A 22,238-nucleotide genomic window follows, 5' to 3' on the forward strand; every position below is an offset into this window, starting at 1 on the left:
GCATCATACAATAAGTTTAGAGGTGTTTACCTGTAAAAGGAGGAAGCCGTATGATCGAGAAATTAACGAAACGCACTCTTGCCCTCGCCATTACAGCGGCTTTAGTCGTACTGCCGGCTTGCGGTAAGATTGGAGATCCAAATGCTATAGGTCAGGCCGGGAAAGGTCCTGTTAAGCAATTTACAGTTCACGCCCGCAGCACGGGCTATGATATGACGGAGATTAAAGTCAAGCAGGGGGATACCGTAAAGATCACGCTCAAAAACGAACAAGGCATGCACTCGCTGAAAATTAAGGGATACAATAAGGAAGTAAGAGGCGGAAAGACTATTACGTTCGTAGCGGATAAAGCGGGGGAGTTTGTGTTTTCCTGTAATATCTCTTGCGGCAAAAATCATAAGGCCATGACAGGGAAGTTGATCGTCAAATAAAAGGGGAATGGGCTGAACTAAATAATCAATGCGGGCAAAATATAGACTGAGCTAATGTGAACTGATGGTGGCAAGTACGTAAAATGTTCCTTCGATCGCTGTTGGTTCCAGATTTCTTGATATTATAAATTCTTAAGGGGTAGAAATCCGGAACCAAAGGCGAACGCTCCGCTTCTGACGGAATCATTTTACTCCCTTGCCTGCATCAATTTCTAAACTCAGTCTATATAATTGATTTTTTAGTTCAGCAAGGGAGAAAAGTAAAAAAGCACCTGCAACGGCTTTCGCACGTTGCAGGTGCTTTTTTTGTTTAAAATCCCAACTCGCGTTTGGCTTCCGGCGACATCATTTCCGGGGACCAACGGGGTTCCCAGACCAGATCGACATCGACGACAGCGACGTTCAACTGATCCTCTATCACGTATTTGACGCCCCCGACAATCGTGTCATGCATCGGGCATCCCGGGGTAGTGAGTGTCATCTGTACATAAATTTGATCACCCAGATCCCGGATGTCGAAGACAAGCCCCAGATCGACAATGTTGACGCCCAGCTCTGGGTCATAAACTTCTTTTAGCATTTCGCGAATTTGTGCAGTGCGGTCCATTTTTGAGCCCTCCATAAAAATATAGTTTATTGGATCAAGGGATTAACGCGAGAAGACGAGTGCAATCAACGCAATATAGGCAAGCGAGACTAGTGAGAACAAGGCGCCGAATAAGGCAATCACCCACGAAGAGTTCAGGGCGATGCCGACCAGAACGGCCAATTGGGTGCATGCGATAAGCGTGAGCCCGAGATTTGCTTTTTTCTCATTCAACAAATCGGCCATGACCGGTGTACCCGGCTTTCCGACCTGCTTGCCGTATTTGTGGGTCCACCAAAGGAACGGAACGATCTTGGAAGCATAACAGAGAATCATAAAGGATACCCAGCCGTTCAGATAGACCCAGCCGATCATCAGCATCGTTCGTGTGTCCATCAGTTGATCAGGGTCGGTTGCAAGCTTCACCAGAAGAGCCGCGGCAAACACCACGAACAGTTGGTTCCCGTAAATCGTCCAGCCAATTCCGGCCCCAGGATTTTTCTTATGCCGCTTATTGCGGATTTGCAGCAGGTGGATATTGTAGGCAATCAGCGCCAGCATAATGATGACCAGGGCGGTCCAGGTCAGCCATATCGTCGTCCCGATGAGGAGCGAAACAGCTCCGAGCAGTACGCCGAGATTCCATAATCCGAGCGTTACCCATTGAAGGCGGGTGTCATATTCATGCGACAAGTAAAACATCGGCAACAGCTTGTAGCTAAAGCCGGTGATCAAAAGACCGAACCAGCCGAGCGTTCCGAGCCAGATGTGTGTGTGGAACAGGTTCTCATGCAGATCGCCCAACCAGCCGGTGGCGAAGTCAAGCCCCATGGTCATGCCGGAGAGACCGGTCAGCAGCAGGTAAAAAACGGCGCAAGTAGTGCTGATTGTAATCGCATCCCACTTGGCCGCGCGGAACAAGGTACATGCCATATTCCAAACGAACAGAACCAGCCCGATAAATGCGAGAGTCGCAAATCCGGCAATCCAAGAAATCTCTCCTTGAATAAAGCCGAACAGTAACCCGAATAGTCCAATCGTAAAACAGAAGTAGTGGATATAACCCAGCCGTTCGCTATAAATTGTAGTCTGCAAAATTACGTTGATTAGCTGGTAGACTGCTCCCATAGCGAGCATGGATGCCCATCCCAGAACAAACAGATGAACGTGAAACCAGCCGGCCGGCCCCCGGATGTCATCGCCGATCCAAGCGGTCAACGACATCAGCGAGGTGGCATGGAATAATATGAATCCGAATATGCCCGTAATAATAAACAGGAAAGGGAGGCGGGACATTTTTGACACGATGTTCAACCCCCTATGCTTTTGTGATAGTTACGATAGCCGATCCATCCGGTTGTTCTTCAACAGTGAAAGGGCAGCCCAGACTGTTCAATTCCTCGATCAAAAAAACGGGTACCCGGTCATTATGGATCCGGACCTGATCTCCGGGCTTGCAGCGATTCACCGCGGCAAGCGTTCTTACCATCGGCTGCGGGGGCTCTAGGCCTCGGTTATCAAGCTCGATCAGCTTGGATTGCCGTTCCTCAGGCACGGGTCCGTTGCACTCTGTTGATGCTTGGTTTATCGTATCCTGGTAAGCAAGGTCCTCGGAATTCGACTCGTAGAGCCATTGTTTATTTTTTTTGCTTACGAAGGTAGTAATCCAGTGCTCCTTGTCATCCTGCTGGACGGCTTTTCCGACGAGGCCTTTCATTTTGAGGAAGCCCAACAATGGAGTTGGCTTGAACGTGGCGTGCAAGACAAAAATATCGTCGGATTCCAGCGTTTTGACGGTATCCATAATGAGCTGGAACGGCTCCAGCTTGTTACGTAGCTGCTCTCTAACATCCAATTCAACGATTTTGGCATCTTTTCGATCCATCATGAATCACCTCTTCTTCATTATAAAACGCACATTCAGACCCATTGTGATTTCTGTCACATGTATTTCTGGTTTAGAAAGCTTGACTCTTGTTAATGGCTCATGGTGGATGGCTCTCCGTGATCCTTACCGTCCGCGGTAACCCGCAAAATGGCCGACGCTCCTTTGTTGGCGTCTTTCAATTGATGGGTCAAAATCGGGTAGTCGCCTTCTTCGGTTACGGTAAATTCGACAACCGCTCCGCCGCCTGCCGGAATCATGGCTGTTTGCAGCCCGTACATCACGTTTTTCGGATTTCCGTCGATATACACCCGGTCCATCGTGGTGCCGACGACATGGAAGGAGGACACTTCGTTAGGTCCTACGTTGGCGACGTACAATCTGACTTGATCCCCAACTTTGGCGAGCAGAGGGTGTTCCTTGAGCGTAAAGTCATCACCGTTAAAAACGACATATTCCGGCGGTTCATTCATGAACGCCTCTTCGTCATGCTCTCTGTACCATTCGCTTTGAACGATTGTATACTCCCGGTCGATCTCGGCGTCGCTTTCATACCCGGCCTTCGGTTCGACGATGATCATTCCGTACATTCCGTTGCCTACATGGAGCAGAACCGGACTTGTACCGCAGTGGTACATAAAGACGCCGGGCGTCGTAGCCGGATAAGAAAAAGTTCCTTGTTCATTCGGCATCACGTCGATGAATTTTTTGCTCGGGGCTGCATGAACTGCATGGAAATCCATCGAATGGGGCATGTCGGGGTCCATGTTTTTCAGCGTGAAATCGAGCGTATCCCCTTCTTTGACCCGAATTACCGGGCCAGGCACCGTGCCGTTAAAGGTCCATGCGTTATAGAAAACCCCTTCCGAAATTTCCACATTGGTCACTTGGGCTGTCATTTCTATATGGACAGTCTGTCCGTCACGCCGGATGACCGGCTCAACCGGAGGTTGATTAACCACAGCAACTTCTTGCTCGGAGCCCGCTTCTTCGGCCGGAATAGCCGGGGAGGGGTACCAGACCGCCAGGATGATGACCAGACAGGAAAGGACCAGAAAGGCGGGTTTTGCATATTTCATAGGCGCAGCTCCTTTCACGGAGAGATATTTAAATTTTTATATTTTAAGACTAAAGGCAAACCGAAATAGCCCTTGTGACGGAAAGCACATTTATACGCATGTCGAAAAATCGTAACAATTGAGGCCAAATATTAGCCTGTTAATATTATTTCATTATATGAAAAATTCATAATAGCTAAATGATATTTTACACGTATCTAGCCACTATTGTGAAATTTTCACAGTTGAGCTATATTGTTCTTGTAACGGGAGGTGTCAACATGGCATTTATGATCGCCCAAAGGGCATATATCAAGCTATTTTTAATTACAAAAGTGGAGCAGCGCCGGGGGTACGGTTATCAAATGCTTGAGGAGTTGAAGCAAGAATTCGCGCCGTTCGGTTACGTTCCTCCGCAAAGCGAAATTTATCGGGCTCTACACGAATTAGTGCAGGAAGGCGTATTATTTCGGACCAAGCAGCTTAAAGGCAGCGATCCCAGCGTGGATTTCCAGGAGATTGTGCTGTATCAATTTACGGATGACGGTGCGGAGAAAGCCGAGCTTTACAAAAAGCAGGTGAAAACGGATCTGGATCGCTGCATCGGGATGTTGAATAAGGCGGTAAGGGATAATTATTAGAACAGCATTTAATTCCGACAAAGTTAGTATTGATTAATAATTGCACATCTTGTAAGATTAGTGAAACGAACTTCACAACTTCATAATTGTGGGAATAGGTGCTTCAGCCGCGGTTGAAGCTTAAAAGGGAAGTCCGGTGCAAATGCCGGCGCGGTCCCGCCACTGTAACAGAGAAGCCGAGATGCAATCATGGCCACTGGTGTTCAAGAACACTGGGAAGGCAGCATCGGGTGATGATTCTGAAGCCAGGAGACCTGCCTATTCTAGCAACACTGCTGTACCTACGGGAGATAGGGAGGTGTTAAAGACGAAAGCCATCGCACATATACACGAAGGTCCTCTTTAGCATTGACTAGAGAGGGCCTTTTTTGCGCACCGCGAGGACATAGGAAATGCATAGCTTTGTTAAATTTTAAAGGGAAAAAGGGGAGAATTCGATGAGTAAGTATGTCAGCAGTAATCTAGGCTTTCCAAGAATCGGCAGAGAACGGGAATGGAAAAAAGCGATTGAAGCGTTCTGGAACGGGAAAATTAACGAGGGGGAGCTTCACGACCGCCTTTCCGATATTCGCAGGACTCATTGGAGACTTCAGCAGGAAAAAGGGATCGAGCTGATCCCGGTAGGTGATTTTTCGTATTATGATCAGGTCCTGGATATGACGGTGATGTTCGGACTGGTTCCGGAGCGTTTTGAATATGAAGGCGGCCCGGTACCGCTCGCCACGTATTATGCCATAGCGAGAGGCAATGAATCGGCCGCAGCGAGCGAAATGACGAAATGGTTCAATACGAACTACCATTATATTGTTCCTGAGCTTGGCGGAAGGGAACCAGAATTGACGAAAAACACACCGCTGGAAGCTTATCGCGAAGCCAAGTCTGAGCTTGGCATCGAGGGGAAACCTGTGCTGCTCGGATTGTACACGTTTTTGAAGCTGTCCAAGGGGACACCTTCCTTTAGTATCGAGGAATGGAGCCGCAAATTACTGCCCTTGTACGTGCAGGTCTTGCGTGAACTGCAGGAAGAAGGAGCATCCTGGGTACAAATCGATGAGCCTGCACTGGTTACCTCTGTATCGGATGAGGATTTGGAGCTGGTTCAAGAAATTTATGGAGCGATTGCACAAGAAGTTCCGGGACTGGCGGTTTTATTGCAAACCTATTTCGATTCGGCGGAACGTTACGAGCAAATCGTGAGTCTTCCGGTAAAAGGAATCGGTTTCGATTTCGTGCACGGTAAAGCGGGGAACCTTGAGGCGCTTCGTCAATATGGATTCCCGGCGGACAAAACGCTCGGAATAGGACTGATCGATGGCCGCAATATCTGGCGGACCGATCTTCCCGAAGCGCAAGTATTATTAGAAGCGATTGCCGCATTGATTCCGGGTTCCTCTGAATACATCATTCAACCTTCATGCAGCCTGCTGCATGTACCGGTATCGGCACAAGCGGAGAATGGACTGCCTTCCGTCCTTCAAGAATCGTTAGCTTTCGCGGAAGAAAAGCTGGATGAAATTAACGCTTTATCCATTGCAGCGAAGACAGGAGATGCTCCAGCTCTGTTCGCTAAGAGCAAGGAGGCTTTACAACGATTGGCCGGCGATGCATCACGCAGCCGGAGAGAAGTTCAGGAAGCGGTGAGCACCATCTCTGTCCAGCCATCGGAACGAAGCAGCGTTTTTTCCAGCCGTCGCTTGAAACAACAGGCCAAATGGAATTTGCCGCTGTTGCCAACGACGACGATCGGCAGCTTTCCGCAAACCGCAGAGGTGCGTGCTGCCAGACAAAAATGGCGCAAGGGCGAATGGTCAACAGAGAAATATGATGAGTTCGTCGCGGCGGAGATCAAGAAGTGGATTGACATTCAGGAAGAAATCGGACTGGACGTGCTTGTCCATGGGGAATTCGAGCGCACGGATATGGTTGAGTTTTTCGGGGAAAAGCTTCCCGGTTTCGCATTTACTCGCGGGGGCTGGGTTCAATCGTATGGAACGCGCTGTGTGAAGCCTCCTCTGATTTATGGCGATGTGGAATTCGACCGGCCGATGACGGTAAAAGAAACGGCGTTCGCTCAGTCGCTGACCTCCAAACCGGTGAAAGGGATGCTGACCGGTCCGGTCACGATTCTAAACTGGTCCTTTGTTCGCAGCGATATATCCAGAGAGACCGTGGCATACCAGATCGCGCTCGCGCTTCGCAAGGAAGTGGAGGCACTGGAGGAAGCCGGGATCACAATGATCCAGGTCGACGAGCCGGCGCTTCGGGAAGGATTTCCGCTTAAACCGAAAGATAGAAGCGCTTATCTGGATTGGGCGGTTAAGGCGTTCAAGATCTCTACCTCAACGGTGCGGGAGACGACACAGATCCACACGCATATGTGCTATTGCGAATTCCATGATATGCTGGATTCCATTCAGGCACTGGATGCCGATGTGATTTCCATCGAAACTTCACGGAGCCACGGCGAGCTCATTCGCAGCTTTGAAGAGAATACGTACCCGCTTGGCATCGGGCTAGGGGTGTATGATATTCACAGTCCCCGGGTACCTTCCGAAGAGGAGATGGTCGCGATGATCTCCCGGGCGCTTCAGGTATTGGATCCCGAACTATTCTGGATCAACCCGGATTGCGGTCTTAAAACAAGAGGCCAGGAGGAAACTGTAGCGGCCTTGAAAAATATGGCTTCCGCAGCTCAACGCAGCAGGAATTCTCTTGCTTCAGCGAGTTTGGGGATATAACTATAGTAAAAATCTTCATTTGACAGGCCGATTTCCATCCTGTACTATAAATAATATAGTACTAGAATAATAGTTAGTATATAGACACCAGGAGGGAAATCTATAATGTCACATGTATTATTTATTAAAGCAAATAACCGTCCGGTTGATCAATCGGTCACAGTTAAACTTTATGAAAGTTTCTTGAAAACATATAAAGAAACTCATCCGGATGACTTGGTCACCGAGCTGAACTTGTTCGAAGCGGATCTGCCGTACTATGACAACGATATGCTGACCGGCTTGTTCAAACTGGGTAAAGATATTCCGACGACTCCGGAGGAACAGAAAGCGGCCGATCTGGCGAATACTTACCTGGATCAATTTCTTGGCGCCGACAAAGTGGTTTTCGCATTCCCGCTTTGGAACTTCACGATTCCGGCACAGTTGCTCACTTACATGTTCTACTTGAACCAAGCTGGCAAAACGTTTAAATATACGGCAGAAGGTCCGGTTGGGCTCGTAGGCGACAAGAAAGTAGCTTTGTTGCAAGCACGCGGCGGAGTTTACTCCGAAGGACCGATGGCGGACATGGAAATGTCGATGAAATACGTGACCACATCGCTTGCATTCTGGGGAATCACGAACCCGGAAACCGTGATTGTTGAAGGTCACAACCAGTTTCCTGACCGCGCCGAAGCTATCGTTATGGACGGCGTAAAACGTGCTGCTGATCTGGCTGCCAAGTTCTAATTAAATACGCGGAGGCAGTTTTAACCTCTGAATCAAAGGGCTATTCTGACATGGCGAGCGATCGTCACCTGCAGAATAGCCCTTTTTATAATGAGCGAAGATATTTTCAGTTTAAATGCAAAATCAAATGGCAAATGGGTTATAGTCCATACAAGGATAAACGGAGTTACATAGTATGTTTGTGTAATCTAATTACTCTTGAGGAGGGGAAATTAATGGGTGAATGCAATGGTGGAGGATACGGTGGCGTGTTTACATCGACTGCAACAATTTTAGTTCTTTACATCTTGTTGGTCATTGTTCTTAGAACGTTCTAAGTAGATAACAAAGTAATAACGAGCAATTCATATAGCACTAAGGTTAGAATGAGTTCATCATCGTTGTTAAAAGGACTTCCCCAAAATGCACGTTGTGTTCCATGATAGGGGTTGCGTACTGCTAAGTACAATATGCCCCTGTTACAATTAACGATTCTACCTACGAACGTTTGACCGTCTAACGTGTCAATTTTAACGACCTTGTTTGCATGCAGGTTGCAGATTTGGTGAACCCGATTTCTTGCATCGTGCAAGTTTTGAACCAGATGTTTGTCAGCCTGATAGAGCACATTATGCTGGTAACTTCCATGTTGAAGACTCATGATCAGCGATTCCTCCTTTGTATAAGTAATCTATACTATGCTTTGCAGCAAAGCTTCGTTCATCATTACAGAAAATGTATAAATGAAGCTTGTGGCAGTAGTGGACTCGACCCGCGAGTTCCTGCTGCCACTGTTATTTTGAGAAGGATATTAATTTTTAATAGAGTAATAGACTCCTGTTACTTTATTTTCCCGCCAAAATATCATATTGCGAACACTAGTTCTTGTCCGATATAATGAAAATACATATTTTACGATAAACCCGATGCTATAATGACCTGAGACATCAAGAAACGACTTGGAGGACTTACATATGCTTCAGAAAACACACAGCCTGGCCGGCTTATTGACGGCCGAGTGCGTACTGTCTTATTATCACCAGCCATTACTTACATGGGAGGCGGGTGCGGCCTTGCTTCTGGGATGCCTGGTCGGACCGTTGGCCGATATCGACAAGAAAGGCTCTACCATGGCGAAGATATTACTTCCGGTATCCTGGATTTTGCATTTGCTTAAAGTTAAGCATCGGACGCTGACACATTCGCTTCTATTTATATTGTTGTTGACCAGCTTGTCGACGGCGATGCCGGAATTGTTGTTCTGGACGTTTATCCTTGCTTACGGATCGCACTCATTAATCGATATGCTCAATGAGCAGGGGGTCGCCCTGTTCTGGCCATGGAAACGTAAAATTCGTCTTCTTCCGAAATTTATGGCGATCGACACCGGTTCCTTTGCTGAAGGCATCTTCCGCTTAGCTTTGGGGGCAGCTGTGATTATTTATCCGATCCTGAGCGGGAGCTTGCGGTGGATGTGATTTGAAGGGCGTACCCGCTCTGTTTGAGCGGGAAAAATGCTTGGCAACTCCTCCGTTGTTGACTATGATGGTGGAAGAATATTTTTCCAATCATTCCTGTTGAGGAGGGGTACTTTGGATTATTTGCCTACATCCTTAGGCGACACGCGTCTGGCAGCCCGAAGAGGACCGTTTAAATGGCTGCAGAGAGCATTTATTATTCTGTGCATCGCCGGCGCAATTCTTATCGGTCTGCTGCAGATCAAGGCGCCGAAATCTGCGGATTTGAACGCACCACCTGAAGATTTCTCTGCGACCCTTGCCATGAAACAGCTTGAAATCATCGCCGAAGATCCGCATCCGGTAGGCTCGGCAGCCCATGATACCGTGCGAGATTACTTAATGTCGGAACTGAAGGGACTCGGTTTAACACCGGAAATACATAAAAGTCAGGCGGTATTGAACGGAGCGGGGATGGTCAATCTCGAAAATATCGTAACCCGGATTCCAGGCACTGCAAACACCAAGCCGGTCATGATTGCCGCACATTACGATTCGGTGCCGGCAGCACCAGGGGCAGCGGACGACGGAGCAGCGATTGCAGCCATGCTGGAAACGGTTCGAGCTTTGCAAACCGCAGGTCCTTTGAAGAACGACTTGATCTTGCTCATGACAGATGGGGAAGAACTGGGTTTGACCGGGGCCAGAGCGTTTATGGCGGAACATCCGTGGGCAGGAGAGCCGGGACTTGTCCTGAATTTTGAGGCCCGCGGGAATAGAGGACCGTCGTTTATGTTCGAAACCAGCGACCGGAACGGGTGGCTGATCTCCGAATTCATCAAGGCCGCACCGAATCCTATCGGATACTCTCTGATTTACAATGTTTACAAGTTGATGCCGAACGACACGGATATGACCGTGTTTAAAGAAGGAGGATTGGCCGGGCTGAATTTTGCTTTCGGCATGGGAGCTAATGCTTATCATGACGAGTTGGATACGCCGGAGAATCTGGATCAGGCGAGTCTTCAACATCATGGCGAATATATGCTTAGTTTAACCCGGCATTTCGGAGACCTGAATTTGAAGGATGTTCGCCAAGAGGATGCTGTCTATTTTAATATTTTCGGCTGGAAAATGGTCCACTACCCTCAGTCCTGGGCAATCTGGATCCTGGCCTTTACAGTATTACTGTATGTGCTGACTTTATGGCACGGGATGAGCCGCCGCAAAATCAGTCTTAAAGGCACATTGGGCGGTGCTGCCATCTTTCTCCTGCTGCTTGGAGTGGTATACGGCGTTGCAGCACTTGCATGGAGCCTTGTGCGCAGCGGCGTCAGCCGGGAGCAGTTACGAGTCATCGGGCTGGACCCGATAATTAGCGTTTATTGGTTTGCCGGATTCTTGGCGGTTACAATCGGTATCATATGGCTGTTGATCCGGTGGATTTCCAGATACAACCATGCGGAGAATGTCTGGAGCGGGACATTGTTGGTTTGGCTGCTGCTTAGCGCGGCAACTTGTTTATATTTGCCTGGCGGAAGCTATTTGTTCGTGTGGCCGCTGATTTTCAGCTTAATCGGCCTGAACCTGTCGATGCTCAGACGAATTAACGATTCGGGCTGGACATCCGCGATCTTTGCGGCTCCCGGATTTATTCTTTTTACGCCGATTTGTTATATGGTATTTGTAATGATGACCTTGATGATGGCCGGTGAACTGATGGTATTTGCAACAATAGCCCTATCGCTCGTATTTCCCGTCTTTTGCACCAAGGAACAACGGAGGAAGATCAAGCAAGCAGTGAACAAATCCTTCCCGTAAAATGTGTATTGTTTTTTGTTGTGAGATGAAACTATCGGACGTCAACCTCGTATCATTAAATAGTCGTTTATTTGGAAAGGATGGGTCAGTGTGGAGAACAGCATGAATGTTAAAATGTTTGAGAAAATGGCTGACGGAAATATTGAACAAATTGACCAGCGCGCATGGAGTCCGGCGATGATCACGGCGCTGGAGCATGTAAATTATATCGTCGTGGGCGGACGTGAATTTGAAACGGTGGAAGGCCGGTTGAACGTAGACGAGGGGATACTGGAGCTATTGCTCGTACCGGTTCGGAACGAGTAGGCTCCGAAAGGAGGAACTGTTTTGACTAACGAAGAGAACAAGAAGAAAGAAGAAGGTACATCTAAGCTGTTTACACCGGATGGCAAGCCGCTCCGGGTATTATCGACTTCCCTAGGGATTGCGTTGCTGGCGAACGCATTTTTAGTTCCTGGCGGTGCTGTTACGGCCGCTGGCAGCGACGCTGCCGGAGATGAACCTAAACTCGTGGCTTGGTCCAATGAAGAAGTAAAGGCGTATTTTGATAAGAACGTCGATTGGAATCTCCCGCTGCCGCTCGCGGAACAAGGCGAGCAACAGGAGGAAGACACGGGAGGAACGGGCGCGGCTTCAGGCGGAACGACGGTTATCAACAATTATGGTGGCTATGGAACCGGCTTCGGCTGGGACGATATGCTGCTGTATCATTTGCTGTTTAACAGCGGTTCGAATTATTCCTCAAGCGGCTGGCATAAAAGCCGTGGCGGATATTACACCGGAACGAATACGGCATATAAGCCTCGTTCCTATTCCAGCGGTACTTTCCAGAACAAGCCGGTAGCAGGCTCGGTCGTGCCGCCTAAAACGTCGACTTCTACAAAGGGATCGATTGTTAGACGCTCCACTTCGTCGAGCCCGGGAGGCATCGGAGGCAAATCCAGCGGACTGGGATCTTCGTCATCCAGCTCGAAATCCAGCACGAAGAGCTCCATTTCAGGATCGTCCAGTTCCAAATCAAGTTCGAGTAAAGGGTTCTTCGGAGGATGACCGGTCAAGCGTTCGAAGTTATTGGTACTCCGCATAGCGACCGGGAATCCCGCGTCAAGCAGCTCTTTGAGCTTGGTTTTACCTGGGCCGATTTAGAGGATGAAGAGTATTGGATCGATCAGATTGTACTCATGGAGCAGCCGCTGTATGAAGAGTTGGAGCAAGCGGCAACAGCGTTATGGGGAATTCTGGACAAAGCGGTCCGCTATGTTCATCGACGTCCGGATCTTTATGAATTGCTGGGCATTCCGCCGGTAATGTGGGAATTGCTGGATCAAACTGAGCTGGCGGAACCCGGGCTGATCAGCCGGTATGCGCGATTCGACTTTGCGATATCCAATGACGGCAGCATCAAGCTTCTCGAATTGAATGCAGATACGCCGACGGGTTATGTGGAATCTTCTATAGCTACGCCTTGGATTCTGGAACAGGCTGGATTATCATCTCCGAATAAGGGGATGAAGGATTTGGTTGCCGCCGCATGGGCGGTGGAACAACCGGATACTGCAGCATGTGTGGCTTATGGCCAACATATGGAGGATTCCGGGACAATTGAAGCGCTTGTCCGCCACAGCGGACGGGAAATGACGTGCGAGGATTGTCTGGAGCTTTGGTTTGATGACGGCTATTTAAAGAACAAATCCGGGGAAATCATCCGGAGGATGTTTGCTCTTTATCCGAAGGAATGGATGGCCGTAGACGATGCCGGAGAAGCGATGGCGTTTGCGATTGAGACGGAGAGACTTACTCTGTTTAATCCTCCGCACAGCCTTTTGCTGCAATCGAAAGGTTTATTGGCAGCCGTGTGGGGGCTGTATGAACTTGGCCTGCTGTTCAATGAGAAGGAAAGAGAAGCCATCTCGGCTTATGTACTGCCTACTTACAATAAGCCGGTTTTCTCGGGCAGCTTTGTGTCCAAATCGATGTTTGGGCGCGAGGGCGGTTCGGTGCGCATGTATGACGCTGAAGGTCAATTGGAAATCGAAGATCAAGAAGGCTTCGACAGCAGTGTGCTGTTTCCGTCGGTGTACCAGAAACGGGCTGAGCTGGCGAAAATCAATACGGCTGTAGGAGAACTTCATTTACTGACCGGCATGTTTGTTATCAACGGGACTCCCTGCGGCCTGTTGGGCAGAGCGGGCGGCCCCATCACGGGCAATGCCAGTCATTTTATAGCGATGGGAGTGAAATAAATGCGAAACAAAAGAGCGCTTTGGCTATTATTGGCCGGGGTTCTGCTGTTGGTGCTTAGCGCCTGCGGTAACTCAACCAGCGTTTTTCATACCGACTCCGGCTCGGAAACTTCTTTGTCGACGGTACGCGTACCTTGGGATTATCGCATTCAGGAAGGAACCGTCGGAGATCTGATCGGAAGCGATATGACGGTTCTGCCTGACAATGAACTGCTGCCGAATGACGGCAATTACGCAACCGGGGACAAAGTTTGGGTGTTGCAGTTTATGGATGCGGAATTGACCACGGACGAAAACCAGAAGAATGAAGTCCGGTTATCGGCCTGGAATACGATTAAATCGTATCCCGATAAGACCGCGGCGGATAAGGATATCGCCGAATTGAAAGTGTCCGTCACGACCGATGTCGATCTGGTTGGTGTGTATAAGACCGAATACCAGAAAAAGACGAGAAATTTCGCCGTGCTGGAGCTGCCGACCGGCAACCGGATCAAGCAGCCGATTGATGACGCGCGATATAAAGACCTGGAGAAGAAGAAGACAGCTTCCGTCGTGCTTGAGGAAGTGCATGATTTTGCCGATTATGATTCGGCCTTTGCGAAATTTAGGGGGTGGGCGAAGTAATGGTATTTATAAATATTATAGTGAGCGTAATTGTCATTATCGGGCTGCAATTGCTGGGCATGGTGATTTTTAGCTGGATGACGCCGTATAAAGACATGGAAGAATTGAAAAAAGGTAACAAGGCGGCCGCTTTAGCTATGGGCGGAAAGTTTATTGGTACGGCCATTATTTTGGGCGTAGCTGCGTACACAAACACGTCGATCTGGTTTATGATCCTATGGTTTGCTGTCGGATACGTATGCCTTATCGCAGCCTATTGGATCTTCGAACTGGTGACCCCAGGGTTTAAAGTATCCGATCATTTGCAGCAAGGAAATGTGGCCGTGGGGCTCTTTCTTTGTCTTGTATTTATCGGGACTGCCTTTGCGGTCAGCAGCCTCATCATCTAAGGGTCAACCAGGGAGAGGGGCAGGCCAGTGCATTTTTTTCTTAGATTTACCACGAAATTAATGCGTTTACGGAAAACGTCAATCGCTTTGATCATTCTCGGTTTTATCGTTGCCAGCGCGACCATCGCTTTTCTGCTGGAACCGGGTACCTTCGGAAACTGGTTTAATGCGCTGTACTGGGTTATGACAACGATGGCGACCGTAGGCTATGGTGATTATTTTGCGAAGACGGAATTCGGCAAAGCATTTACAATTTTTTTATACATTTTTGGCATCGGCCTGCTCAGTTTGGTTATCGGGAAGGTCATCGATTCTCTGGGCAGCCTTCAACGGCAGAGAGGAGCCGGGACTTTGAACTTTCATGGCGAGGAACATGTCCTGTTGATAAACTGGAGCAAAAAAGCGCAATCGGCGGTAGATGAAATTTTGTGCTACTCCCCGAGAAGCCAAATTGTGATCATCGATGAATCCAATCAACATCCATTGGAGCATCTGCATCAGGTTCATTTCGTCTCTGGAGATCCAGCGGCAGATGATATTCTGGAGAAGGCGAACATTTCAAAAGCGAGAGCGGCTATTATATTTGCGGATTCGCGGATCGAAGAAGCGTCGCTGATCGACGGGAAATCTCTGCTCATCGCCTCCAGCATCGAGCGGCTTGCGCCGCATGTACATACAACGGTAGAGATCACGCAGGAAAAAAATATTCAGAATTTCCGTTATGTTCAGGTCAATGAATTTGTCTTGTCGCATGACGCCATTTCAAGACTGGCCGTAAGGTCGGCACTGCAGGAAGGTAATTCGGATGTGATTCGTCAGTTGCTTAGCCGTCAGCATGGTGATGATATTTATGAAGTCAAGGTTCAGCAAGGCTGGAAAACTTATCGGGATGCTTTTCAGGATTTGTTGAGTCAGGGAGCGACCTTGCTTGCCGATCGCAATGATCTGGGGATCAACCGGAAACTGGATCAGCTAATCCCCCCGGATGCACGGTTATATATTGTTTCGGACGAGACGACTTACCGGCGTATTGCCGGACTATAAACCAATTTCAATTCATTACCCCCGGTCATAGGAGCGGGGTTTTTTTTATGATTAAAGACATTATTAGATTTGCGGGTAAAGTAGAGTAAAGTGCATTTGCGCAAAACCGCGGAATACACTTATACTCACTCTATAATGTTTAAGGAGAGGTATTATGGAGCAGATCGATTTGGAAATGATTTTTAAGCTATGCATGGCATTATTATTCGGTCTGTTTATCGGTATTGACCGTCAATTGAAACAGAAGCCGCTGGGGATCAAAACGAGTATGGTCATATGTATCGCGAGCTGCCTGGTTACGATCGTCTCGATCGAAGCCTTTGAAAAGTTCGCCGGTCCGGATCACCCGAATATGGACCCGATGCGTCTGGCCGCGCAAATTGTCAGCGGGATCGGTTTTCTAGGGGCCGGAGCGATTTTGCGGAGAAGTAATGAGGGAATCTCCGGCCTGACGTCGGCCGCGATGATTTGGGCCGCCTCCGGGATCGGGATTGCGATCGGAACAGGCTTCTATATAGAGGCTGCTCTAGCGGTCATTCTGCTGATTCTGTCGGTCAACTTTATTCCTTATTTGATCAAATGGATCGGGCCCTACAAGCTGAATCAGCGCGACGTATCCATCAAGGTCGTGATGGGGGATCACGGAGATGTGGCGGAGCTCATCCGGATTATCGAGCGTAAGGATGGTACCGGCCCGGGAGCGAAAAGAAACCAGCACCGTATTCGGCGCTTGAAAATTAAAGATCTTGAGGAAGGCCGTCAACGGGTAGATATGGTCATCTCCGCATCGGAAAGGGAATACACCACCGAAATTTATCATTTTGTGCGGCATATCGATCATGTCATCAGCGTTGAGGTAGAAAATCTTTAAATTCGATTTCATGCTGTTTACATTCAGTTTAAATACGTAGTTTATCCTTTCCCTATACTAGATAAGGAATGGAGAGGGGAAAATAAACATGGCATTGAATGGAACGGCAGAAGCCATAGAGTCGTCTGGATCGACTGCATCAGATAAATCAAATAAAGGGGCCTTTTTCCGCTTGATGCGGGAAACAAAACCGTCGATAGGACTTTTGACAACGGCAGTGCTGCTTAGCGTAGTTTCCACGTTGGTCGGGCTGGTCATCCCGATGTTTACAAAAAATCTGGTTGACGGTTTTTCGTTGGCCGCTTTGGACCGGACTCAAATTATCGCCCTGGTTGCCGCATTCGCGGGTCAAACGCTCGCTTCGGGCTTGGGGATTTTCCTGCTGAATTATATCGGTCAGAAGATGGTTGCTTCGCTGAGGGACCGTTTGTGGAAAAAGCTGTTGGTCCTGCCGGTCTCTTATTTTGACAATAACCGGACCGGGGAATCCGTAAGCCGGATGACCAATGATACGGGCGTGATCAAGACTCTGATCTCCGAGCACGTCGCCGGTTTTTTCAGCGGCATTATTTCCATAGTCGGATCGATCATTGTATTGCTGTATTTAAACTGGAAGATGACGGTGATCATGTTCATTGTCATTCCTCTAGCTGCGTTGGTTCTTTATCCGCTGGGGCGGAAAATGTACAAAATATCCATAGGAATGCAGGATGAGACCGCTTCGTTTACGGCTACCCTCAGCCAGGTGTTGTCGGAAATCCGCTTGGTCAAAGCTTCGAATGCGGAGCCCAGAGAATATGCCAGCGGAAGCAAAGGCATTACTGGCCTGCTGAAATTCGGAGTGAAGGAAGGTCTGGTGATGGCCTGGATCAGTCCGCTCATATCCGTCGTGATGATGATGCTGTTGGTCGTTGTTATTGGATATGGGGGAATGCAGGTGTCTTCCGGGGCGTTGACCGCGGGGGAGCTGGTTGCGTTTATATTGTATCTGATTCAGATCGTCATGCCGATGACTCAGCTAACGACCTTTTTCACCCAATTGCAAAAAGCAAAGGGCGCTACAGAACGGATCATGGAAACGTTGGAAGCGGAGGAGGAAGCCTTCGATATCGGTCAAGAAGTGAGATATGCCAACCGTCCGGTGACGATCGAATCTCTTTCTTTTGGTTACAAGCAAGAGGAGCCCATACTCAAGGGAGTTAGCTTCCGTATGGAACCGGGTACGGTGACGGCTGTGGTTGGTCCGAGCGGCGGAGGGAAAACGACGCTGTTCTCGATGCTCGAGCGATTCTACCTCCCTCATGAGGGACGAATTCTGCTAGGCACGGAGCCGATCGACAGCTTCTCTCTGCGGTCCTGGCGCTCGATAATCGGGTATGTGTCCCAGGATAGTCCGATGATTGCGGGCACGATCCGGGAAAATCTTTGCTACGGAGTCGAGCGTAGCGTAAGTGACGACGAGCTCCGGCAAGCGGCGGAAATGGCTTATGCCGACGGGTTTATCGCTGAGCTGCCGAACGGGTATGACACCGATGTAGGCGAGCGGGGCGTCAAGCTGTCCGGAGGCCAACGCCAGCGGATCGCGATTGCCCGGGCGCTGCTGCGTGACCCGAAGATTCTGATGCTGGATGAAGCAACGTCCAGCCTGGACAGCCGCTCGGAACAGGTCGTTCAGCAAGCGCTGAATAACCTGATGGCGGGTCGTACAACGATCGTGATTGCGCATCGCTTGTCGACGGTCGTTGGTGCGGATCAGATCATTTTCGTAGAGAAAGGGACGGTCACCGGCCGGGGAACGCATGACGAATTGCTGAAGAATCACGAAATGTACCGGGAATTCGCGGCGCAGCAGCTGCAAATTGCCGAAGGTATTTTAGATGAAGCAAGGGACTGAGAGTTATGCCTAAAATACTTATTGTTGATGATGATCCGCATATCCGCGAGCTTGTGCGGGTCTTTCTGGAGGAAGCGGGGATGGAAGCGGATGAGGCGGAGAATGGTTTGAAAGCTCTCGCCTCTCTGGAACAAGAGAAGGCCGACTTGGTCATTCTCGATGTAATGATGCCCGGGATGGACGGCTGGGAACTTTGCCGGGAGCTTCAGCGGCTGTATGAAATGCCTGTTCTGATGCTGACCGCCAAGGGAGAAACGAAGCAGATTGTGAAAGGCTTCGATCTCGGCGCGGACGATTACCTGGTTAAGCCGTTTCAGCCGGCGGAATTGATCGTTCGGGTCAAAGCGCTGCTGAAGCGATACCAGGTGATTGCTTCTCAGACCGTGGCGATCGGCAGCGTCCGTATGAATCGCCGTACTTTTGAGGCAGTGGCTGATAACGAAAAGTTCACACTGCCTTTAAAAGAATTCGAACTGTTGTTCAGGCTCGGCAGCAGCCCGGGAAGAACCTTGACTCGCGAGCAATTGATCGAGGAGATTTGGGGATACGATTTCGAAGGCAACGAGCGGACGCTTGACGTGCATATAAACCGGCTGCGCGAACGTTTTTCCGTGGATAAATACGGATTCAAGATTCGGACGATTCGCGGCCTCGGGTACCGGCTGGAGGTGGTCGGAGATTGAAAACGGGAACGGTAAAAGCTCTTAAGGTCACCTGGAATATTTTAAAGCATTTATTACAGGTGACCGCCCTCTTTTTGGTTTTGACGATTTGCTGGACAGGTGCGATTTATCTTACCAAGGCGCTCTATGGTTATACAGGGAGTCCATCCTCGGATTATGTCATTCAGCTCATCAACTTCATATTTGGGATTATCTTGTTTATATGCTGCATGCTGCTGTTCGGAATTTATTTACACCGTAAAGAAATGGCGATGTTAAAGGCAATTATCGATGCGATGCGGCGGATCTCGAAGGGCGACTTTTCGGTCAAGCTGGAGTATCGAAGCAATCAGCGGGAGTTTGAAAAGATTGCTCACAGCATTAATGAAATGGCCGGTGAACTGGGCAGAATGGAAACGATGCGGCAGGATTTCATCTCCAATGTATCGCATGAAATCCAGTCTCCGCTGACCTCCATCCAGGGTTTTGCTACAGCGTTGCGCAATCCTGCTATATCCCCGGCAAAACGGGAACATTACCTGGACATTATTGAGCGCGAGAGCCAGCGGTTGTCGCAAATGAGTGATAATCTGTTGAAGCTATCGTCTCTGGAAAGCGATCCCGGCGCATTTGCAACCGGCCGCTTTAGGCTGGACCGTCAATTGCAAGCGGTCGTGCTGGCCAGTGAGCCGCAATGGATGGCCAAAACCATACAAGTCGAGCTTGAATTGCAGGAATGCGAAATCGACGGAGCCGAAGATTTACTGAGACAGGTCTGGGTGAATTTGCTTCACAACAGCATCAAGTTTACGCCGGAGGGCGGAGCGGTAAAAATTTCGCTTCGTCCGAACAATGACGGTATGGAGGTTGTCTTTGCCGATACCGGCATTGGGATCGGGGAAGCCGATTTGCCGCGCTTGTTCGAACGTTTCTATAAGGCCGACAAATCCCGGAACCGGAGTGTGGGAGGAAGCGGACTTGGCCTATCGATCGTAAAAAAAATCGTGGACATCCACCGGGGAGAAATTACGGTGCAGTCCGAACCGGGTCAGGGAACAAGCTTTGCGGTTACTCTTCCCGGTTCTTTGGAAAATTGAAGGATCGTTAATCTTAATAACTTCGTAATCCTTTTTTAACCTTTTATTAGTTTTAGGGGCGAGAGCTCATGGTATGATAGAATGGTGAGTTAAGCCAGGTCAAATAAAGGATGAGTAAAACAATGAGCAAACAAATTCTGATTGTCGATGATGATGAGAAGATAGCCAAGCTGATCGAAATCTACCTGCTTAATGAGGGATATGCCGTTCATCGGGCGGATAACGGACTCCTCGCACTTGAAATGATGGAGCGGGAAGAAATCGATCTGGTTGTGCTGGATATAATGATGCCGGGAATGGACGGAATTTCGGTATGCCTGAAAATCAGGGAAACCCGGACTACCCCGATCCTAATGTTAAGCGCCAAGGACGGAGACATGGATAAAATCACCGGGCTCATGACCGGGGCGGACGATTATATGGTCAAGCCGTTTAATCCATTGGAGCTGGTTGCCCGGGTGAAGTCGCTTCTGCGCAGATCCTCCTATGCGGTTCAACCCGCACCGCAGCCTCAGGATCATCTGATCAAGCTGGGGTCCCTGCAAATCGATAAAGAGACCCATACCGCTATGGTTGACGGCAGGCCGGTTAAATTGACGCCGATCGAGTTCGGCATTTTATTTTTGTTGGCTAGCCATCCAGGTCGCGTGTTCGGGTCGGAGGAGATTTTCGAGCTGATCTGGAAGGATAAATATTTCGAGAGCAACAACTCCGTTACAGTGCATATCAGCCGTCTTCGGGACAAGCTGGAGAAAGAAATGGACGGAGAGAAGCTGATCCGGACGGTTTGGGGGGTCGGCTACAAAATTGAAGGCTAGTTTAAGATTTCTTGCCTGGTTGTTTTGGACGATTGTAACCTCGCTCGTTTCCCTGCTGCTGCTGGTATTTCTGGCGAGAGCTTTCTATTTCTTCTATCCGCGGGTCACCTTCAATACGGTTATTTTGTGGGTCGGCCGAAATATCGGGTTTCCTGAAGCCTACTACCTTTCGGGCGTACCGATTATGCTGCTGTTCGCGCTTTATTTCTACCGGCGGAGCGTCCGGCGACACGAGCAGAAATACCTCAAACTGCTGATTGAGGAAGTCCATCGCGTCGAGGAAGGCTCAGCAGCTAAAATTCCGGTGGAAAACGTCGGCCAGTTAGGACAACTCGCGACGGATATCAACCGGATGGTCGAACGGCTGCGTACCTCCATGGAGGAAGAACGGAGAGCCGAGCAAACGAAGAACGAGCTGATTACGAACGTATCGCATGACCTGCGAACGCCGCTTACTTCCATTACCGGTTATTTGGGACTGATCGATCAAGACCGGTATCGCGATGAAGTGGAGCTTCGCCATTACGTCAATATGGCTTATGAAGAGTCGCTGCGCCTGAAGCAGCTGCTTCAAGACTTGTTCGAGTACACGCGGCTACAAAATAAAGAAATGAAGCTGCACAAAAGCAGAATCAATCTGGCGGAAATGCTGTACCAGATTACGGCCCATTTCGGGTGGCAGCTGCAGGAGAACAAGATGGAATGCCGCTTGTTTATGAATCAGCAGCCGTTATTCGTCATAGCCGAAGGGGATAAGCTGCGCCGGGTATACGAGAACCTGATAACCAACGCTATCCGTTATGGCAGCGACGGCAGGCTGCTGGATATTCGCGGCCGCCTTGAAGGAAACGAGGTCGTCACCGAGGTGATCAACTATGGCGATCCGATCCCCGAGTCGGATCTGCCGCATTTGTTTGACCGGTTTTACCGGGTGGAAAAATCACGCGCCGCGCATACGGGGGGCTCGGGCATCGGCCTCGCGATTGCCAAACATATCGTCGATCTGCATGGCGGCGTAATTTCCGCGGAAAGCGATGACGATCGAACGGTATTTACGGTCCGGCTGCCACTGGACGTTATGGATCGGCGCCAAAATTAAAAGGAATGGATAGAAACGGCTGACCTTGGGTCAGCCGTTTTTTTACGGCTTTAGCCAGTTGAGCTCGCGAAGCGTGCGAAACAAAAAACCACCCGCTATGCGGGTGGAGGGATCGAAGGTTTGACCACCAAGACCATTCCGATAAAATTGAGATGTTCAGGCTCAACAA

Annotated in this window: 24 protein-coding genes and 1 riboswitch; of the genes, 19 read left to right on the top strand and 5 right to left on the bottom strand. The window is 49.3% G+C overall.

From position 1 onward, the window contains the following. The first annotated feature begins 50 nt into the window (after positions 1-50). Positions 51-431 carry a cupredoxin domain-containing protein gene (locus KB559_RS09515; RefSeq protein ID WP_211021468.1) on the top strand — a complete coding sequence of 127 codons (381 nt, stop codon included), beginning with the start codon at positions 51-53 and terminating at the stop codon, positions 429-431. A 310-nt stretch (positions 432-741) separates the two neighbouring features. On the opposite strand, the gene KB559_RS09520 is transcribed toward KB559_RS09515, so the two are convergent. The 4 genes from KB559_RS09520 to KB559_RS09535 form a co-directional block, all read right to left on the bottom strand. Then, entirely contained in the window at positions 742-1,038 is a 297-nt protein-coding gene (locus tag KB559_RS09520; RefSeq protein WP_211021469.1) for a metal-sulfur cluster assembly factor, read from the bottom strand. Positions 1,039-1,080: 42 nt separating this feature from the next. Beyond that, positions 1,081-2,313, bottom strand: coding sequence for a heme-copper oxidase family protein (locus KB559_RS09525; RefSeq protein WP_247681711.1), 1,233 nt, complete (start codon positions 2,311-2,313; stop codon positions 1,081-1,083). A gap of 22 nt (positions 2,314-2,335) precedes the next feature. Next, positions 2,336-2,902: a DUF2249 domain-containing protein gene (locus KB559_RS09530; protein ID WP_211021533.1), complete on the bottom strand. Its 567-nt coding sequence runs from the start codon at positions 2,900-2,902 to the stop codon at positions 2,336-2,338. Positions 2,903-2,994: 92 nt separating this feature from the next. Further along, positions 2,995-3,981, bottom strand: coding sequence for a multicopper oxidase domain-containing protein (locus KB559_RS09535; RefSeq protein ID WP_211021471.1), 987 nt, complete (start codon positions 3,979-3,981; stop codon positions 2,995-2,997). Positions 3,982-4,241: 260 nt separating this feature from the next. On the opposite strand from KB559_RS09535, the gene KB559_RS09540 reads away from it, so the two are divergent. From KB559_RS09540 to KB559_RS09620, 18 genes are all read left to right on the top strand, one after another. Then, complete coding sequence (locus tag KB559_RS09540; RefSeq protein ID WP_211021472.1) at positions 4,242-4,601, top strand: replication termination protein; 360 nt, start codon at positions 4,242-4,244, stop codon at positions 4,599-4,601. Positions 4,602-4,680: 79 nt separating this feature from the next. Further along, a riboswitch (cobalamin riboswitch) is annotated at positions 4,681-4,877 on the top strand. A gap of 161 nt (positions 4,878-5,038) precedes the next feature. Next, positions 5,039-7,339, top strand: coding sequence for a 5-methyltetrahydropteroyltriglutamate--homocysteine S-methyltransferase (gene metE / locus KB559_RS09545; RefSeq protein WP_211021473.1), 2,301 nt, complete (start codon positions 5,039-5,041; stop codon positions 7,337-7,339). Between the two features lie 105 nt (positions 7,340-7,444). Beyond that, complete coding sequence (locus KB559_RS09550; RefSeq protein ID WP_211021474.1) at positions 7,445-8,071, top strand: FMN-dependent NADH-azoreductase; 627 nt, start codon at positions 7,445-7,447, stop codon at positions 8,069-8,071. A gap of 215 nt (positions 8,072-8,286) precedes the next feature. Then, the gene (locus tag KB559_RS25120) at positions 8,287-8,388 is read left to right on the top strand and encodes a YjcZ family sporulation protein (protein WP_244861432.1); all 102 of its coding nucleotides are present in this window, start codon (positions 8,287-8,289) and stop codon (positions 8,386-8,388) included. Positions 8,389-9,024: 636 nt separating this feature from the next. Further along, on the top strand, positions 9,025-9,528 hold the full coding sequence (locus KB559_RS09555) for a metal-dependent hydrolase (RefSeq protein ID WP_211021475.1): 504 nt from the start codon (positions 9,025-9,027) through the stop codon (positions 9,526-9,528). A 114-nt stretch (positions 9,529-9,642) separates the two neighbouring features. Continuing rightward, positions 9,643-11,328, top strand: a complete 1,686-nt coding sequence (locus tag KB559_RS09560; RefSeq protein ID WP_247681672.1) for a M20/M25/M40 family metallo-hydrolase — start codon at positions 9,643-9,645, stop codon at positions 11,326-11,328. A 90-nt stretch (positions 11,329-11,418) separates the two neighbouring features. After that, positions 11,419-11,634, top strand: coding sequence for a hypothetical protein (locus KB559_RS09565; RefSeq protein ID WP_211021477.1), 216 nt, complete (start codon positions 11,419-11,421; stop codon positions 11,632-11,634). A gap of 21 nt (positions 11,635-11,655) precedes the next feature. After that, on the top strand, positions 11,656-12,378 hold the full coding sequence (locus tag KB559_RS09570) for a hypothetical protein (RefSeq protein ID WP_211021478.1): 723 nt from the start codon (positions 11,656-11,658) through the stop codon (positions 12,376-12,378). Then, positions 12,375-13,571: a glutathionylspermidine synthase family protein gene (locus KB559_RS09575; protein ID WP_211021479.1), complete on the top strand. Its 1,197-nt coding sequence runs from the start codon at positions 12,375-12,377 to the stop codon at positions 13,569-13,571. Before KB559_RS09570 ends, KB559_RS09575 begins: the two co-directional genes overlap by 4 nt. Then, a complete protein-coding gene (locus tag KB559_RS09580) occupies positions 13,572-14,195 on the top strand; it encodes a hypothetical protein (protein WP_211021480.1) in 624 nt (207 codons plus the stop codon). Continuing rightward, positions 14,195-14,584, top strand: a complete 390-nt coding sequence (locus tag KB559_RS09585) for a DUF350 domain-containing protein (protein WP_211021481.1) — start codon at positions 14,195-14,197, stop codon at positions 14,582-14,584. The genes KB559_RS09580 and KB559_RS09585 overlap by 1 nt, the downstream gene beginning before the upstream one ends. A gap of 27 nt (positions 14,585-14,611) precedes the next feature. Beyond that, positions 14,612-15,628 (top strand): potassium channel family protein, encoded by a 1,017-nt coding sequence (locus tag KB559_RS09590; RefSeq protein ID WP_211021482.1) that lies wholly within the window; start codon positions 14,612-14,614, stop codon positions 15,626-15,628. Positions 15,629-15,782: 154 nt separating this feature from the next. After that, the gene (locus KB559_RS09595) at positions 15,783-16,499 is read left to right on the top strand and encodes an MgtC/SapB family protein (protein WP_211021483.1); all 717 of its coding nucleotides are present in this window, start codon (positions 15,783-15,785) and stop codon (positions 16,497-16,499) included. 88 nt (positions 16,500-16,587) lie between these two features. After that, on the top strand, positions 16,588-18,393 hold the full coding sequence (locus KB559_RS09600) for an ABC transporter ATP-binding protein (RefSeq protein ID WP_211021484.1): 1,806 nt from the start codon (positions 16,588-16,590) through the stop codon (positions 18,391-18,393). A gap of 5 nt (positions 18,394-18,398) precedes the next feature. After that, the gene (locus KB559_RS09605) at positions 18,399-19,076 is read left to right on the top strand and encodes a response regulator transcription factor (RefSeq protein ID WP_211021485.1); all 678 of its coding nucleotides are present in this window, start codon (positions 18,399-18,401) and stop codon (positions 19,074-19,076) included. Then, on the top strand, positions 19,073-20,152 hold the full coding sequence (locus tag KB559_RS09610) for a sensor histidine kinase (protein ID WP_211021486.1): 1,080 nt from the start codon (positions 19,073-19,075) through the stop codon (positions 20,150-20,152). Before KB559_RS09605 ends, KB559_RS09610 begins: the two co-directional genes overlap by 4 nt. Positions 20,153-20,274: 122 nt before the next feature. Continuing rightward, positions 20,275-20,970 carry a response regulator transcription factor gene (locus KB559_RS09615; protein ID WP_211021487.1) on the top strand — a complete coding sequence of 232 codons (696 nt, stop codon included), beginning with the start codon at positions 20,275-20,277 and terminating at the stop codon, positions 20,968-20,970. After that, entirely contained in the window at positions 20,960-22,069 is a 1,110-nt protein-coding gene (locus tag KB559_RS09620) for a sensor histidine kinase (RefSeq protein ID WP_211021488.1), read from the top strand. Before KB559_RS09615 ends, KB559_RS09620 begins: the two co-directional genes overlap by 11 nt. Here KB559_RS09620 and KB559_RS09625 read toward each other — a convergent pair. Continuing rightward, the coding region (locus tag KB559_RS09625) for a hypothetical protein (RefSeq protein ID WP_211021489.1) at positions 22,047-22,238 on the bottom strand (192 nt) is incomplete at its 5' end. The genes KB559_RS09620 and KB559_RS09625 overlap by 23 nt on opposite strands.

It is taken from the genome of Paenibacillus sp. Marseille-P2973, from assembly GCF_018101095.1.
Lineage (GTDB): Bacteria > Bacillota > Bacilli > Paenibacillales > Paenibacillaceae > Fontibacillus > Fontibacillus vini.